This is a genomic window from Pseudomonas sp. NUPR-001, assembly GCF_052147955.1.
GTDB lineage: Bacteria > Pseudomonadota > Gammaproteobacteria > Pseudomonadales > Pseudomonadaceae > Aquipseudomonas.
This window is the reverse complement of the sequence record NZ_CP197353.1, coordinates 3,837,716-3,853,782: the sequence shown is the minus strand read 5'-3', so window position 1 is coordinate 3,853,782 and position 16,067 is coordinate 3,837,716. Positions and strand designations below refer to the sequence as shown.

Here is a 16,067-nt window from a genome sequence, read left to right as displayed (position 1 = left end):
CCCCGCGAACACGGGCGAAACCCGTGCCATTCACCGCAGCGCCTGCTTCGCGGACCAAGCCCGTTCCTACCGACCACACACCCACAAAAAAGCCCGCCGAAGCGGGCTCTCTCTAATCTAACCAACCAAATGATCAGTCATCCCGGCCCATCAACCCAAACAACTGCAGCAGGCTGACAAACAGGTTGTAGATCGACACATACAGGCTGATGGTCGCCATGATGTAGTTACGCTCGCCACCGTGAATGATCGCGCTGGTCTGGAACAGAATGCACACCGACGAGAACAGCACGAAGCCGGCGCTGATAGCCAGTTGCAGGCCGCTGATCTGGAAGAACAGGCTAGCCAGCACCGCACCCATCAGCACAAAGAAGCCAGCGGTGATGAAGCCACCGAGGAAGCTCATGTCCTTGCGGGTGATCAGCACATAGGCCGACAGACCACCGAACACCAGGGCCGTCATGGCAAACGCCGAACTGACCACCTCAGCGCCACCGGCCATACCCAGGTAACGGTTGAGGATCGGGCCGAGAATAAAGCCCATGAAGCCGGTGAGGGCGAAGGTGGAAACCAGACCCCACGCCGAATCACGCAGCTTGTTGGTGAGGAAGAACAGACCGTAGAAACCGATCAGCACCACGAAAATGTTCGGGTAGCCGACGCGCATTTGCTGCGCCACAAAGGCCATGAGGCCACTGAAGGCGAGGGTAATAGCCAGCAGCCCGTAAGTATTGCGCAGGACTCGGCTGACCTCCTGCTGCTCGACCTGCTGGCCGTGATTGACGGCGTAATCCTGTTCGCGCATGGCGACACTCCTGTGGGTTTGTAACGTTCAGATGCAAAGATCATAACAGAGCCACGCAAACCAGCTACACACAGAGTTTGACAGCTTGTTTCATTTCGGTATTATGGCGCCCGCAATACGAGGAAGCGTGGCCGAGTGGTTTAAGGCAACGGTCTTGAAAACCGTCGATGGGCAACTATCCTAGAGTTCGAATCTCTACGCTTCCGCCATATTCTGAAACCCCTGTGAACCTTGAGTTCCGGGGGTTTTCTCGTTCTAGGGCCACTGAAACCTCTTGATTTGGGTACACAAGGTGGGTACACAATGGCTCGCATGGCTACTCCATGGAAAGACCCTCGAACGGGCATTTACTACATCAGGCGGCGCGTCCCCAAGGACCTCGTTCAGGCCTTCGGTGAGCTCTACAAGAAGAGCCTTAAGACCAAGGATCTGAGCCTGGCTAAGCGACTCTTCGCCACTGAATGGGTCTCCTCTGAGGAGGCCTTCGCTATGGCCCGCTCCCGAGGGGAAGGCCCTACTGTCCTCACGTCCTCTGACATTCAGCAGCTCGCTTCCCGGTGGTTCACCAAGGAGCTACAGCGGGTTGAGGAAGACCGTGACTTCAAGCGGTACTTGGTCACGCCTGACGATGAAGGGGCGTATACCCTAGCAGCGTACACAGAGGGCCAGGCTCTACCGTTCAGCATGGTGGAGGAGGTGATTACCAAGACCCTCAAGGCCCACGGGATCACTCTCGAAGATCCTCAGTCCGAGCTCTATGGACGGGTCTATGAAGCCTTCTCGATCCACATGATGAAGCTCTCTGAGATCGCCCTGGCGAGGTCTCAAGGGGACTGGATAGCCCAGCCTGTCACTGTGCCTGAGGCGCCCCTGAGCACTGCCAAGGCTGTCTCCACGGTCATGAAGATGTCCGAGCTGTTCAAGGCGTGGAAGGCTGACAAGATCGCCAACGATGGGGAAGGGCGGGGAGTCCTGAAGAGCCTGGACGAGTATGAAGGGGTGATTGACCGCTTCATCGAGCTCTATGGGGACCTCCCAGTGGATCAGGTGGATCGCAAGCTTATCCAGCAGTACCGGCTAGACCTCCAGCGGTGTCCCGCAACGAAGGCCAACGGTATCCGGTTGCTCCCAATTCGCCAGCAGATAGAGACGGTCGAGGCCGAAGGCTTGCCGACTATCTCCATGGTGACCATCACCAACCGGCTGAAGAAGGTCTCAGCCCTGTTAGGCTTCGCCATCGAGCTTGGGCTTATCACGGAGAACCCTGTAAGTGCCTCGGGGGTCACCAAGCGGATCGCTCAGGCCCAGCGCAAGAGCGCCGGTGGCCGGAAGCGGAAGGATTACAACCTGACGGAGCTTAACGCCATCTTCCGAAGCCCAGTCTTCAACGGGGAAGGTTGGGCACCTCAGCGGTCTCAGGTGGGCCAGGCGCTCTACTGGATCCCCCTGTTGGCTCTCTACATGGGCGCTCGACGTGAGGAGCTCTGCCAGCTCTTCGCTAAGGACATCCGCAAGAGCCCTGAGGGTATTCACTATGTGAGCATCCTCAACACCGAGGACGAGGAAGACCAAGGCCGTAGCGTGAAGACCTCAGGGTCTCGCCGTGACGTGCCAATTCACCCAGACCTAATAGAGCTGGGCTTCCTGGAGTATGCGGCGAGTGTCCCGGTGAATGGTCAGCTCTTCCCGCACCTCCCACCGGACCCCAAAGGGTTCTACGGGAACGCCTACGGCAAGCACTGGACCAACTACCTCCGCGAGGTGGTCAAACTGGATAGTCCAGCGGCCCCTTCCCACGGGTTCCGGCACACCTTCAAGACCCTTTGCCGTGAGGCGGAGATCCCAGAGGATGTCCATGACGCCCTTACGGGGCACTCAGACGGGTCGGTGAGTCGGGACTATGGGCATATGCCACTTGTGCGATTGGCTACAGAGATGGCCAAGATACCGAGCATTGCGCGGAAGGTCGGCCTATTGTGATGAGCTTCAGGCGACGGTGAGCGTTAGCTTGCCGAAGCCTGAAGGGCCTCTAAGAGGACACCAAGCGCCGCAGCGACATCAGGAGAAACGCTGTAGCCAGTAGCAGCCGCAACAGCGACCAGAAAAGCCCACGTCCGTTTGTCCCGAGCCAGGACAGAGAGTGCTTTGCGTACCTTTTGAGCCTTGTCCTCATTTGCATTCACTTCAGTCATGGAAGACTCCTTGTGAAGGGTTACTGTAGATGGTTAATCATTAATTGATCCCATCCCAGGAAGGACTCATCAGGCCTGCTCAGGACCTCCCGAGACTGACTCCTCGGTTACTCCTGAGTACATTCCTACTGTCTATACCTAAGCATGCCCCTGAGTGCGAGAGGGGCTCCCTATCTATATGTGCTCTCGGGGGGGGATCTAAGGTGGGGAGGAACGTGGGCTCTTATAGGTGGGGAGAAACTACTGACGCTTAATGACGATGCCTTCAGCCTTGACCGTTTGCTGAGAGCTTCCGTATTGGGTCATGAACCCTTGGTCATTGGTCCCCTGAATGACTACAGCGTCTCCACCAGCCTCACAGGCGCACTTCTGGAGCTCCTCAATAGCCTCCGGGGTTTTATCCCCTATGATGCCTCCGCCAGGCACCTTGGCGTAACATAGCCCGAGCTCTCGATAGGGAGTTGCTGGGAGCTGCCGGTAGACTGTAGCGCCACACTGAAGGCCATTTGAGGCCTCCCGATGGGCATCCCCAGTGGGGACGAAACGATGGCTAGAACAGCCCTGGAGGGCGCCCACAGCGAGGGTAAGCAGAAGGGTTGACTGGAGGGCTTTCATGTTTTACCACCTGATCCGTAGCGGACCCAACGGCCCAATTTATCAATTACTCCTAGCGCCATTAACGCTGACATGGCTCCCCATCCTAGAAGTATAAAAGCGCTGTCATGGAAGATGCCCCAAGGATGCGAGAAGTTCGCCCACACCCGGAGGAGGTTCTCATCTTCGACAATCATCCAAATAATGATGTACATGATGAATAAGCCAAGGCTCAAGGCCCCGATCCGTTTCAGAATGGTGTTCATGTGTGCTTCCCTTAAAGGAGCCTCATGGTAGCCCAGAAAAAATAGCCCCTCAACGAATCCCGAAGGACTCGCCAAGGGGCAAGGGTGTTACCAGTCGAATTTCTTAGCACGCTCAAGGATGCGCTTCAGGGCTTCCTCTTCCTGCCGCTTTCTCTCGGCGGCATCCCGCTGTTTCTTTCTCTCTTGGAGATCGATCACTTTAGTCATCTGTTATCCATCCAATTCAAGCTCTCCCAGGAGCCCTCAGGGCCATCCTCTTCGGACGCTAGTATGGTGATCCCACAAACGCTCAAAGTCTTCGTGACGACATTCATGAGGCCCTCCATTGCGTTCTCAATGAAGTCCTCCGAGGCTGCCTTCACGCCTTCGTCAGGATCGACCCCCATGACCTCCGTCAGCCTGGCCACACCGAGCGCCACAGCGTCCAAGCGGTCATCTGCCTTCAGGGAGCCCCTATCGGAAGTCAGCCGGGTGAACTGGTAGAAGAACGAGTGGTAGGGCTGGCAGTGTTCCGAGTTGGCCACTGACTCAGCGTCACGATCGATTGCCCTGGAGTTGACTACCAAGCGATGGTTAGTCACGAGAGGCTCTAGCGTGTCGATGATGCGGACTTCTTTCTGACCCTTACTCTTCACCTCTTCGATGTGGCAGCGATGCTCAGCGGCCATGACCGGGGTCAGGAGCTTGGTGTACATGCCGTCACCGAAGTTGGCCTCAATGACCACCTCATTCACCCCCCATCGCTTGGCGATCTGAGCGAGCTTGGTAAGGGTTGCATCGGAGTAGCCATCATGCAGGCCGCCCACCTCCATGAGGTAGATGTAGCCATTGAGGTAGTAGAGGACGGCGTAACCAGTTTCATCCTTGCCGCGACCTGAAGGGTCCACCGCTAGGATCTTGTAGGTGTACTTGCCCACCTCCTGAGAGATGCTGTGCGGCCCGTAGTAGCGATCACCCTTGAGCCCGACCAAAGCCAGCGCCTGAAGGAGAAGACTCGGCGAGGGCATCCAGGTGAGCTTCAGCGGACCTTCTTCCTTGTTCACGTCCATGACGATGAGGTCACGCAGTTTCAGAGGGTAACGGTCCCCGTCAGACAAGCTGGTGTCCAACATGAACTGAAGCATGAAGCCCGCTTTGCGGTAAGACAGCTCCCGCTCTTTCAGGTCCTCGTCATCGAACCGCTTAGGGTCCGTGGGAGTTCCAGCGACACCCTCAGGGTCAGCGTCAAAGATCCGGGCAATGAATGGCGCCAGGCGAACCCCATAGGAGTCCCTGTGCTTCTGATCGTAGGGGAACCGAGCTGGCCAGATGTAGGTGGTGTAACCCCGCTCCTGGAGCTCGTTATAGAGGCTCATCTCGTTCTGAGGCGTGCCGAGGTAGATCACCGATCCTTGAGGCTTCAGGATTGCATCAAACTCTTTCACGAGTTCAAACAGCTTATCGCGCATGGCTTGCGTAAAGGAGTTACCGGGGACCTCCACGTCATCCGCGATGATGATGTCAGCACGGGAGCCTGTTAGCTGGCCGGTGATACCCACAGACTTCACAGACGGGGAGTGGTCAGGCGCGGCTGGGCCCACGTCGAAGATGTTCTGAGTGTCCCGCTGGTCCTTACCGGCCCTCAGGTGACTCAGGAACTCCAGCTCAGCAATAATCTTCTTGATGAACTGGGCGTTGGCGTCTGCCCGCTCTTTCGATGCGGACACGATCATGATCTTGAGGTTGGGATTCCGCCAAAGCATCCACACCACATAGGCGCAGGTGTGAACTGGCCTAATGATCCTGGACACCTCAATCGGGCGCTATGATGGCGCCCAAACCTGAGGTGTTTGGATATGCGTAATTCTTACTCGAGTGACTTCAAGCTACAGGCGGCCAGCATGGTGCTGGACGAAGGCCAATCAGTTCCACAGGTCTGTGCCAGTTTAGGCATTGGCCCTACAGCGTTGCGTCGTTGGGTCGATCAACTGCGCCAGGAGCGTCAAGGCTTAACCCCTGTGGGTGCCAAGGCAATAACGGCAGACCAGCAGGAAATCCAACGGCTCAAAGCCCTGCTCAAGCAGAAAGACCGGGATATCGAAATCCTAAAAAAGGCCAGCGCTCTCCTGCTTTTGGACGCCAAAGATCACTCGCGTTGATCGATGAGCTGGGTGAGCAATACGGCGTTAATGAGTGTTGTCGGGTGCTTGGGGTCAGCCGCAGCAGTTTCTACTGCTGGCGCCAGCGTAAGGACCGGCGTTACCCCGGACGGGAAAAACTCAAGGCCCAGTTGATCAGACATCATCGTGAGTCGAGAGGGGCGGCAGGTTCGCGCACCTTGGCCAAGATGCTGCAAGCCAGTGGACACCCAGTCGGCCGCTTCAAGGCGCGCCGCCTGATGCAAGAAGCTGGGATCAGCAGCCGTCAACGCAGACGCCACAAATACAAATCTTCAGGCGTTGAAGCCCTGACCGCACCGCACGAGCTCAAACGGCAATTCGATGTGCGGGCGACAAATGAGGTCTGGTGCGGAGATGTAACGTACATCAAGGCTGGTAAGCGCTGGCTGTACTTCGCGGCTGTCTTGGACTTGTTTGCACGGCGGATTGTCGGCTGGTCGTTCTCGATGATCTCGGATGCTGAACTGACCTGCGCGGCCTTACGCATGGCAACCGAGCTGCGCGGACGCCCCAAGGGTGTGCTATTTCACTCTGACCAAGGCTGTCAGTACACCAGCCACAAGTTCAGAAATGAGCTGCGCGAGCATGGGCACCGGCAGAGCATGAGCCGTAAAGGCGAGTGCTGGGACAACGCCCCGATGGAGCGGTTTTTTGGAAGCCTGAAATCTGAGTGGGTACCCGAAGATGGCTACGACTCGGAGCATGAGGCCCGAATGGATGTGCAGCGCTTTATCACCCGCTACAACACCACTAGGCCTCACAGCTACAACGGATACCGGTCGCCGGTCGAGGCAGAGAAGCTGGCGGCGTAAACCTTAACGGGTGTCCAGGATTACTTGACCAGTTCAGTGATGAACGACTTAGCGACCCCTCGGAATCCCTGAATGATGAACCGGCGAGACGGAGGGGCCTGGAGGGTGTTGGCCATGTCTGTCTGAATGGGGGTAGGCGGGGGAAGCCCAATCGACTTCCAGACCACCCAGACAAACAGCGCGAAGTTCGTGAGAAGCTTCTTCTGTTCTACTTGGGTCATTGCGACTCCAATAAAAAGGGGCCCCATTGCGGGACCCCATTGGTTCTTCCTTGAAGAGGCTCTTAGTGGCGCGGAAGGCCAGCAGCCTCATTTACCTCATTCTCATACTCAGACAGACCGTCCAAGAGAGACGACACCGGGTTACCGCCCTTAGGCAGCGCATCAATGCCGTTATCCTTGAGAAACTTGATGATCTGGGAGTAGAGCTGAGGAGTCCGTTTCTCAGCGTTCTGAAGGTCGGCCAGCAGTTGCTCTGCAAGAGCGCTGTGGATTTCCTTCAGAAGTTCTACAAGGTCACTCATTCTTTGTCCTTAGGGGAACCCTTGCGGGTTTTGTAGATGACAGCCCACATCTGAACGAAGGTGGCCATGATGACTGTCACGTAGAACCATTCGTTAAGAGTGAGGCCAAAGAAGAGGCGGACCGAAACGTCCACCCCCGCGATTGCTTGGGGAGTCCACTGGAGGGTCCCATTGGTGAAGTCGAGTTTGAACATGGTTAGGCTCGGTGGTCCAGGCTGGGCACATCAATAAAGATGGTGTGCTGCTGAACGTCGTTCTGGGCATTGGGACTGGCTAAGATGCCACTGCTAGTTAAGGATAAAGTCCCTCGGCTAGTACCATCAGACTTTGGCATTAAGGGATGTATGCTCGAAAATGCAAGGTTGATACCTGCTCTCGGGGGTAGAGAGTCGCAGACCGCACGCTGGGCGCTCCCGTTTAACCCTTTAATGAACAGCCTAATCTGAATGGTACTCCCGTGATTTTTAACAGCAGATACCAAGTCAGATAAGGTGCTTACGTTGGTGATGCCAGAGGAGGAGAGGGGGAGCGGATACCACCAGTCATAGTAATCCAACGCAATTTTCTTGGAGGAGCAAGAGAGCCCTAAGCGTCTAGCGATTACCTCTGCAATGTACTTATGGCCCTCTATGTTTGGGTGAGCCCCATCGGTGAAGAGTTTGAGGGTGTTTACGCGAAAGTCATCAGAGGAAACTCCGCTTTTCTGGAACATGTCTGGGAAAGGGATGTAGACACCTTTCGTCTCAGTCGCAAGCCGCTTGAGTTGAAGTCGGGTTGGATCTTCGGCAGAGTATGGCCAAACAAAATCAGGAACAACAACAGGAACTTCATAAAGGTTGGCGTACTGGATTAGCCAGTCGATTCGCTTGATGAACTCAGCAAAGTAAGCTGGGTCAATACGGTTACTGCCGCTGTCATTGTACCCCAGTGCCATAATTAGCATCGCTGAGCCTTTGAGAGTTTCTTTGATAGTGCTCTCGTTGATCCAGCGGAGGCGCCGCCCCGATGTGGAGAAGTTATTTACTGTCAGAGAGTTGATCTGGTCATTATAGCTGAACCCACAAAGCTCTACAGTCGAAACATCCTTTGCGACACACTCTATATTGCAAGAGCCCGCGCCGTTATCTAGGATTTGTACGACCTGAACATTTAATGGCGTGACTGTAGAAGAGTTAGTGTTGACGGTGTAGGTCACCACACCATTCACTTTGATGTCAAAAGATCCGCCTCCTGGGTTTCCAACGTACCAAACAAACAGTTTTCGCTGGAAGGTCGGAATCCTTGTTGCCAGTGTGTTGCCAGTCGCCTGCGACACCCACGAAAGACCTTGAGCAACGTGACCCCCTGTTTCTGCTGAGCGAGCGTCCCAGGTATGTGGAGTGCCTACCCCACCCGCACCATAAAAACTAATGTTGTGGATGTCTTGAGATAGGGTGGCCCCCGCGCCCATAGTCATGAGAGGCACAAACCCATAACTATTGACTGCATAATCCCTGTTTAGCATCCGCTTCAACAGGTTCACCCAACTGTTCCTGTAGAGGTCGACAGCGAAGGCTCCGTGTGAAATAGAGTCTCCTAAGATCATGATGGATGGGTTCTCGGAGATAGCGACCCGGACTCTGGTACGCATCATCACATCACCAAAAACTCCGGTCTCGGCCCGCTCCAATGCACTCGCTGTTGAGGCCGCAACAGAGTTGAGATCGATCCCGAGAGATTGCAAGCTACTTTGGAGAGCTAGCAGCGCTTCACGCACAGTGCCGCTACCGTGAGCAATACCCGCTGATCCTAAAGCCGCATTCCCTTTCTGTGACAGAGTCTGAAGCGGTCGTGCAATGCCGTCAGGATACACGTAGATAACGTTATTCGCTGAATTACCGGGGCCTTGCGAACTTTCCCATAGACTTCCTACATACTCCTCCACCCATTGCTTGTTGGTGGCATCAGTTGCTTTAAGCGGATCACCTAAGCGCACAATGCGCCGCCCTAACGCATTCCAGTTTGAATCGTAGTCCAAGCCTAATGCTAGGCCAGCAACCACAGCGGCTTCTTCCGCTACATGCAAAAGTTGAAGTTGCGATAATTCCAGGTCGCTTGCCTTGAGGACTGAGGCATCCCTCCACGACACGAGGCGTTGTCCGGCGTCAGTTTGCCGCTTCAGCGTTACTGCTACCCCTGCTTGGATGTTGCCGGTAAGGAACCGAATTCGCGTTTTGTCTAGAAAATCATAATCCAGACCATATACCTTCTTAATGTCCTCTACATAAACTTGCACGAATTTTTGAGAGAGGTAGTCGAAAGGTATTTCAAAAGTGGCAGATGCCTCACTCTTTTTATACGTGATAGGCGCATATGCAGCCATGATGATCCTCTGAAGGATGTGGTAGGGCTCCATGAAGAAGCCCTGGAGGGATGTTTAAGGCTCTCCCACGCCATTAGCGATAAGCCACGAAAGGGCTGTTTGAGTCGCTGGGTCGTTCGGGAGAAGCCCCTTTAGGTTGAGCAGAATGAGCTTCTTCTGACGCTCTACTTGCTCGTCATCGAGACTCGGGCGGAGAAGGTTTGCGCCCGCAACTACGGACTGTCCGAGCTGAGTGCCGTACTTCACCGCTGGGAAGTTCCCGAAGGTTTCCCCGAGGTTGGGACCTTTCCAAGCCTTCGCGGCTTCCTCCCCGGAGAACTGTTCAGTGTCCCGAGTGGTTCTCGCAAGACCAGCGTAGGGAAGCCCCAGAGGGGTCCCCAAGGTGTCATACGCAAGAGAGGGCGCCGCGAGGTAGGAAGAGCGCTTTAGGGCAGCTACAGCTAAAGTTGCCGGATCCCACGTATCAGTGTCGGAGTCATACCCCATGGCGTTCTTGTAGAACTCCCGGCGTTTGTCCTCATCGCGGATCGTTTGAGATCGAACAATGGTGAAGGCTGTGGTGCCCATTGCCGACAGACCCAAAGAGAGGGTCATCTGGAGAGCTTCGTCCACGTCGCCATTACGAATTCTGTTGGCCCCCTTCAGGAACTTCTTCTCCAGGGACCTCATGGAGAAGGTCTGGAACTGGGTCAGGAAGCGGATGAAGGGGTTCTTGGAGTCAGCCCAGATGAAAGTGTCCCCAAGGGAAGGCCGCTGGATCACGTCAGTGGCTGCGATATCCCCCATACGGCGGATCTCCGAGAGAGCCTCACGGCCTTCCAGGAGCTTTGCAGCATCCAGAGTGAAGCGCCCTTTGGAGTCCACGGTGGAACTCTTCTTGACGTGCTCCAGGATCAGCCTGAGCTTATCGGGGTGAACGGCCATGTGCTTCAGCTTTGCTGCTGAGAAAACCTTGGAGGGCTTCCCGTGGGCATGCCGAACGAGGGTCGCCAGGAACTCTTCCTGAGCTGCCTTGACGATCCTGTTGGTGGTTGCCCCCAAGAGTTTCGCTGAGGGTGCCACCTGGGCGAGCCGAGAGGTCCCGGCGTAGATGCCAGCCACCACCTTGTTAGCGCTTTCCTGTGCAATGGCATAGGTAGAGCTGAGGTGAGAGGGGTAGACCACATCATGTACCTCTTCGCCCCAAAGGCGATTCTGGAGCATCGTGAGGTCTTCAGCCGTAGCCTTTCCTTTGGCTACCCGCTGGAACATCGGGCCCACACCTGGGAGAGCCTTGAGGAAGAACCCAAGGCCGTAATTAGCGAGCCCAGAGGAAATCTCGGTGTAGTTCATCGGACCCATGTAGGCCGACTTGGCTACGAAGGAGAGGTTAGTCAGCGATCCCGCCAGCATATCCACGGCGCCCCGACCATCCTGGTTCAGGCTCATCCCGTAGATCTTCTTGGCGGCAATCTTCATGGCGTTGAGGTCGCCCTCCAACTGACGCTGAAGCTTAGGGTTGTCGTCCCGTGTCGCCTTGGCAATCTGCTGTTCAATCCGGGAAAGCCTCTCAGCGAACCCCGCATAGCCCGAGTCACCCAGCCCCACGGACATCGCCAAGTCTCCAGCGGTGCGCTTGTGGTAGCTGTGCATGATCGACCGAACATCACCGCTCCGAAGATCCTTGTTGATGCTGAACTCTGAGCCGTCCGCTAGGGTGATCTTCGCGTCAGTCGTGAAGAGTCCCCGAGACTTCATGAAATCAGGAAGCTCTGCCGGGTCCATGGTCTTATAGAGATGGGCCTTGATGCGGCTCATATCTTGGTCCACGTAGCCCAAAGCCTGATTGCGAGCTCTCTGCTGAGCCCACTTCTGGAACTCCTCAGTGAGCTTCCCGTCAGGAGTCTCCGCTTTCACAGGCTCCAGGAGAGTCCCCGTGGGGTTCTTCCGGGCTTCCTGCTCGGCCAGAGCCTTCATCTCCGCCTCAAACGCCTGGACGGCCTTGGTGCGAACTTCAGGGTTTTTCAGGGAGGCATAAAGAGCCTTCCCTGTGGTCTCAAGGAGCGCCTGGTCACCACCAGCCTTGGCCGAAGCTCTGGCGATCTTGGCGGTGTCCATGATGACCGGGGAGTAGTTCCTGACGCCTTGCCACTGGAGAGGGTTCTCAATGATGTCCGCACCAGACCCAAAGCGTCCTGCTGGAGTCAGTACGTCGCCAATGCGCTGGTCATAGAAGTTACCCATCAGTTCAGCCGCTTCGGAGACAGCCTGAGGAAGCCCCTCACGGTTGCCGGATTCACGGGCGAGGGTTACCAGATAGCCGAACTCTTCCTCCAGCTCAGCCTTCGAGATGCCTGTATGACGCTGGGAGCGGATGTAGCTTTCTGCATGCCGGGAGTAGGTGGAATCAACATCAAACCACTCGTTGTCCAGGTTCCGCTTAACCTCTTCGCCAGTCATTCGACCGAGCCCCGAGGTGCCATCCTTGTAACCCTTATCGTTCCTGAAGAGCCCCAGAGCTGCCTTGCGGATCTCTGAGTTCTGACTGGAGCGCAGCCGTTCACCGATGGTCGAGATACGAGCCACAGGATTCAGGGTGTCCTCCATATCGAGGATCCCATTGAGCCGGTCGTACTCTTCAGCCGCTTGCTCTTTGGAAACCTCTGGGGAGCCTTCCTTCTTGGCTGTCCGCTGTTTGATATAGGAGGCCTTGGAGAGCCTCTTCTCGGATCCCTCAAGGAAGAACCCGAGATCCTGAGCCTGTTTCCTTGCAGCGTCTGAAGCCAAGATCCGTTCAGTCAGGGGACCGGGGCGGTAGGGTTGCTCAGAGATCACCCCAGCTTCCTCAAGGAACTTGGAGGTCTCAGCGTCCTCGACATACCGGAAGGAGTCCATGGGGTTGTTCCTACCGAAGGCCTGCTTGACCCCTACGGCGATACCATGAAGCGCCGCCCCACCAACAGCTCCAGCGAGGATTGCAGACTGGTAGTCGGCATCGACACCTGTGGAGGACTCCCGGAGGGACTCCGTGATGGCGCCGTAGGCCGCTCCTTCGACGCCTGACCCAGCGGCTCCAGCGAGGACTCTGGCTGTGCCTGGATTGAACAAGCGTCCAACTTGTCCGAGGCCGGGGAGGAGCATTGCTCCGTAGGTGACTGGATCACCGAGCATCTCACCAACGCCGCCGCTAAGGCTCGTGAGGAGCCCTCCACGCCCGTCAGCACCGCTACTCGCACGGTTTTCCTTTGCGATTTCGATGAGTCCGTCAAGGTCATCTCCTGAATGTGCGTTGTTGAATACGAAGGTGGACCCAGCCTCACCTATACCGGCTGCGGTGACCTTCTCAAGATCCTGAGGGGTAGGGGTCCAGTCTGGGCGAGCACCCCAGCCGGTGACCTCATGGGACTTGTAGTCACTAGCGATGGAGGACCGCTGAAGGCCCCCCATGAAGGCCTCCCATGAGGATCGTTCTGAGTCCGTGCCGAGCTCTTCAGGGTTTGCCGAAGAGATCCGGTCCAAGGCACTTTCAGCGGGAGCCGATGGGGTCCCAAAGTTGATGCGGCTGAGCGGTCTAGTGCCGTCTGGTGCCCAGCCTGATTGCTTTCCCTCAAGGATCTTCTGGAGATACCCACGGGTTTCCTCAGGAATCTCAGCGTTCTCGATGATGCCCCCGGCCTTGTCCAGCTTCCGCTGAAGAGCTGTAGGGCCCATGTTGTACGCCGCCAAGGCCAGCTCATCGGAGCCCCCAAAGCGTTTCTTCAGGTCTGCCATATAGCGCGCCTGAGCGGGAATCGCTTTCTGAGGATCGTGGAAGTCTGCATCGGTGAGGAGACCATAGGCCTTGCCAGTACCGGGGATGAACTGAGCGAGACCCCGAGCCTGACCGTACTTGGTCATCGGCCCGAGTGCCTCAGGGTTCCAACTGGACTCAGCGAAGCCTTGACGCTCAAGGAGGTCAGGACTCACGCCATGTGCTTCCCCAGCGGCCACATAGAGGGCCCGGTAGGGGGATTCTTTAGGGGTAGCCATCCTGGCCTCCTGAAGTTACTTGGTTGATTTGAGGGCGTTCAGAGCCTTCTCAGCGTCATCCACGTCCGCTTGTTTCTTGGCGTTGAGATGGCTGTAGGGGTTGGCTTTCTGAGCCCGCTGGGCATTGAACAGGGTCTCTTGGGCACGGCTGATGGCCGCGTCACGAGTCTCCTCAGCGTTCTGTACAACTGCGGATGCTTGCCGCTTCTCTGCGAGAGCTTGGGCGCCTTGCTGGAGGGAATCGGCACGAATCTCCAGAGAGATCCTTCCGGGAGAGCGGAAGCCCACTGTACCGGCCGCCTGGTTGTAATCAGGGATCACATCCTCTTCACGCACCCCCTGAGATCGGGCGTACTCCGTCAGGGCCTCCGCAAGGAGATCCATGCCGACATTCACTTGATCGTCAGACTTGATGGGGGAGAAGAAGGAGGCTGGGATGGGGAACCCGTTGAGCCCCACATGGGACTGAGCGAAGGCACTGTCGGCTTTCTTGAAGGCTTCATCCTCAGGGATTCCCAAGGAGAGCAGGCCGTTGACCATCGTCCGCATGTAGGTTTGGGCGTATTCGCTGCCAGCCAGGTTTGCCAGTCCAGCGTTCTTGCCCACCTTCTTCGGAGAGATGGCCTCATCCATGAGTGTCCGCTTGATCTTGTTGAGCTGAGTGGATTTGTCCTTATCGCTCATCTTGTGCCAACGAGCCTGACTGACGACCATATCCTTATACCCGAGCCCCATCCCCGAGAGGGCATCCAACGTATCCAGCTTGGCGAGCCCTTCGGTGTCCCCGCCGATCACCTTACGGAAGGCCAGAGGGTCTGCCGACTTCAGGAGATTCACCGAGGCTAGGGCTTCAGGTTCCTTGATGTCTTCAGGGCGCATGAGTCCTTGGGAGACCCGTGAGGCATCAATCGACATGGTTGCCGAGGTGTCCTTCCAGTAGTCCTGTATGGTGCTGGAGATGTAACCGCTGGGCATGTATTCGGCCAGCTTGAGGAGCTTCGCGGGCTGTCCTTGGTATCGTTCCAAGAGTCCGCGCTCCATCAATAGGGCGTCATCCTTGCTGTACTTCCCAAGCTCAGGATCCTTCGGCATGGTGTCGTAGCGCTGAGCATCCCGGTTGCCAGCCAGGAATCTCCCAGCTTCCTCCGTGAGGACAGCCACCCGAGCTGTTTGAAGGGTTGCCTTCGCGTTCTCCGTCTGAAGCTTCGCTGCCTGAGTGGCCAGGGAGTGCTTCTTGGTGGCAATCTCTTGCTGAAGCTGGAGAGTTCGCTTAGAGGCAACTCCACCACTCCGGTTGAGCTCCTCCTGGTGCATCTGGAAGAGCCCCGTGAGGCCGTTGGGATTGTCCTGGAACTCTTGAACCCGCACCTGCCAGTCAAGGTCAGCCTGAGCATCCATCTTGACTTGAGTGTTGAGGGCCTTCTGACGGAAGCCTTCGAGTTCGTCAGGGTCGTAGAACTCCCGCACAGACTGGGCCGTACCTGGGACCTTGGCGTCCAATAGTTGGTCGATTACAGCCAGGCCACCTACCTGGGAGGACACCTGGGAGAGAGTTTGCCCGATGTCCTTGAGAGCGTCCGGGAGATCCCGATAGACCCCAGTCTCGTAGCCAGTCTGCCAGGACTCGGTAGCTACCCCAGCGGCTTCCTCGGGGGACCTCTTCACCGCCTCCGAAAGGAGAGCGTTGCGGGTTGACGTGTGGAGGATGTTAGCCTGGGCTCGGTTGCGCTTATCGGTGACTTGCGCTTGGAGCCCCCTGAGAGCTACCTGAGCTGAATCCGAGTCGCGGAACATCCCGTTAGTCAGGGCTTCATCCTCTTCGGAGAAACCGAGCTCTTTGGTAATGTCAGACCGCATGGTCTTCATGCGCTTGAAGTAGTCCTCAACCGCAATGTCAGAGCCCCTACGGACTACCTTCCCGGCTGCATCAAGCTCATCCTTGTAGGCACCCCCCCGGATGTTCTCCGCTACTTGCTCCTGGACTGCCGCTGAGGCGTGGAAGCCATGGAGGTAGCGCAGGCGCGCCATAGCAATCGGGTCATCCTGAAACGGGAGGTTCCCTTCCTGAGCGGCCGCGCGGTACTCCTCAGGGGAAACCGACTTCATCCAGGTTTCAGCCTTGGTTTCCGATTCACGCCCCGCCTGATATTTCGTGGTGGTGGCGTATCGGTGCCCAGCGTTCACGGCAGCGCTCATAAGACCGTCGAAGGCCACATTGAGGCCCCCATCGGAGGACCGTCCAGCTTGAACGTTGAGGGACACGCCCTGGAGAGGCATAGGGGTTTTCTCCTGGGGAGCGAACTGCCGCCAGGATTGATAGGCGGAGTTGAGAGGTGATCCAGCCAT

Annotated in this window: 12 protein-coding genes and 1 tRNA gene; 4 read left to right on the top strand and 9 right to left on the bottom strand. The window is 56.7% G+C overall.

Translation table 11 applies throughout. From position 1 onward, the window contains the following. Positions 1-133: 133 nt before the first annotated feature. Positions 134-805 (bottom strand): Bax inhibitor-1/YccA family protein, encoded by a 672-nt coding sequence (locus ACP6KB_RS17450; RefSeq protein WP_342622679.1) that lies wholly within the window; start codon positions 803-805, stop codon positions 134-136. Between the two features lie 121 nt (positions 806-926). Here ACP6KB_RS17450 and ACP6KB_RS17445 point away from each other — a divergent pair. Together ACP6KB_RS17445 and ACP6KB_RS17440 are read left to right on the top strand one after the other, a co-directional pair. Continuing rightward, positions 927-1,014 (top strand) — tRNA-Ser (locus ACP6KB_RS17445). Between the two features lie 94 nt (positions 1,015-1,108). After that, positions 1,109-2,785 (top strand): DUF6538 domain-containing protein, encoded by a 1,677-nt coding sequence (locus tag ACP6KB_RS17440; protein ID WP_442108517.1) that lies wholly within the window; start codon positions 1,109-1,111, stop codon positions 2,783-2,785. A gap of 23 nt (positions 2,786-2,808) precedes the next feature. On the opposite strand, the gene ACP6KB_RS17435 is transcribed toward ACP6KB_RS17440, so the two are convergent. The 3 genes from ACP6KB_RS17435 to terL all read right to left on the bottom strand — a co-directional run bounded on the left by ACP6KB_RS17435 (position 2,809) and on the right by terL (position 5,608). Beyond that, entirely contained in the window at positions 2,809-2,997 is a 189-nt protein-coding gene (locus ACP6KB_RS17435) for a hypothetical protein (protein WP_442108515.1), read from the bottom strand. 611 nt (positions 2,998-3,608) lie between these two features. Next, the gene (locus ACP6KB_RS17430) at positions 3,609-3,857 is read right to left on the bottom strand and encodes a hypothetical protein (protein ID WP_442108513.1); all 249 of its coding nucleotides are present in this window, start codon (positions 3,855-3,857) and stop codon (positions 3,609-3,611) included. A gap of 203 nt (positions 3,858-4,060) precedes the next feature. Next, the gene (gene terL / locus ACP6KB_RS17425; protein ID WP_442114328.1) at positions 4,061-5,608 is read right to left on the bottom strand and encodes a phage terminase large subunit; all 1,548 of its coding nucleotides are present in this window, start codon (positions 5,606-5,608) and stop codon (positions 4,061-4,063) included. Between the two features lie 84 nt (positions 5,609-5,692). Here terL and ACP6KB_RS17420 point away from each other — a divergent pair, with 84 nt between their 5' ends. Next, positions 5,693-5,995 carry a transposase gene (locus ACP6KB_RS17420; RefSeq protein WP_442107852.1) on the top strand — a complete coding sequence of 101 codons (303 nt, stop codon included), beginning with the start codon at positions 5,693-5,695 and terminating at the stop codon, positions 5,993-5,995. Next, positions 5,992-6,828, top strand: coding sequence for an IS3 family transposase (locus ACP6KB_RS17415; protein ID WP_442107850.1), 837 nt, complete (start codon positions 5,992-5,994; stop codon positions 6,826-6,828). Before ACP6KB_RS17420 ends, ACP6KB_RS17415 begins: the two co-directional genes overlap by 4 nt. 283 nt (positions 6,829-7,111) lie before the next feature. On the opposite strand, the gene ACP6KB_RS17410 is transcribed toward ACP6KB_RS17415, so the two are convergent. The 5 genes from ACP6KB_RS17410 to ACP6KB_RS17390 are packed head-to-tail and all read right to left on the bottom strand — an operon-like array spanning position 7,112 to position 16,067. Beyond that, positions 7,112-7,351 (bottom strand): hypothetical protein, encoded by a 240-nt coding sequence (locus tag ACP6KB_RS17410; RefSeq protein ID WP_442108511.1) that lies wholly within the window; start codon positions 7,349-7,351, stop codon positions 7,112-7,114. Next, positions 7,348-7,545: a hypothetical protein gene (locus ACP6KB_RS17405; protein WP_442108509.1), complete on the bottom strand. Its 198-nt coding sequence runs from the start codon at positions 7,543-7,545 to the stop codon at positions 7,348-7,350. Before ACP6KB_RS17405 ends, ACP6KB_RS17410 begins: the two co-directional genes overlap by 4 nt. A 2-nt stretch (positions 7,546-7,547) precedes the next feature. Then, the gene (locus ACP6KB_RS17400; protein ID WP_442108507.1) at positions 7,548-9,746 is read right to left on the bottom strand and encodes a phage tail fiber domain-containing protein; all 2,199 of its coding nucleotides are present in this window, start codon (positions 9,744-9,746) and stop codon (positions 7,548-7,550) included. 21 nt (positions 9,747-9,767) lie between these two features. Beyond that, on the bottom strand, positions 9,768-13,721 hold the full coding sequence (locus ACP6KB_RS17395; protein ID WP_442108505.1) for a transglycosylase SLT domain-containing protein: 3,954 nt from the start codon (positions 13,719-13,721) through the stop codon (positions 9,768-9,770). 15 nt (positions 13,722-13,736) lie between these two features. After that, positions 13,737-16,067, bottom strand: coding sequence for a hypothetical protein (locus tag ACP6KB_RS17390; RefSeq protein ID WP_442108503.1), 2,331 nt, complete (start codon positions 16,065-16,067; stop codon positions 13,737-13,739).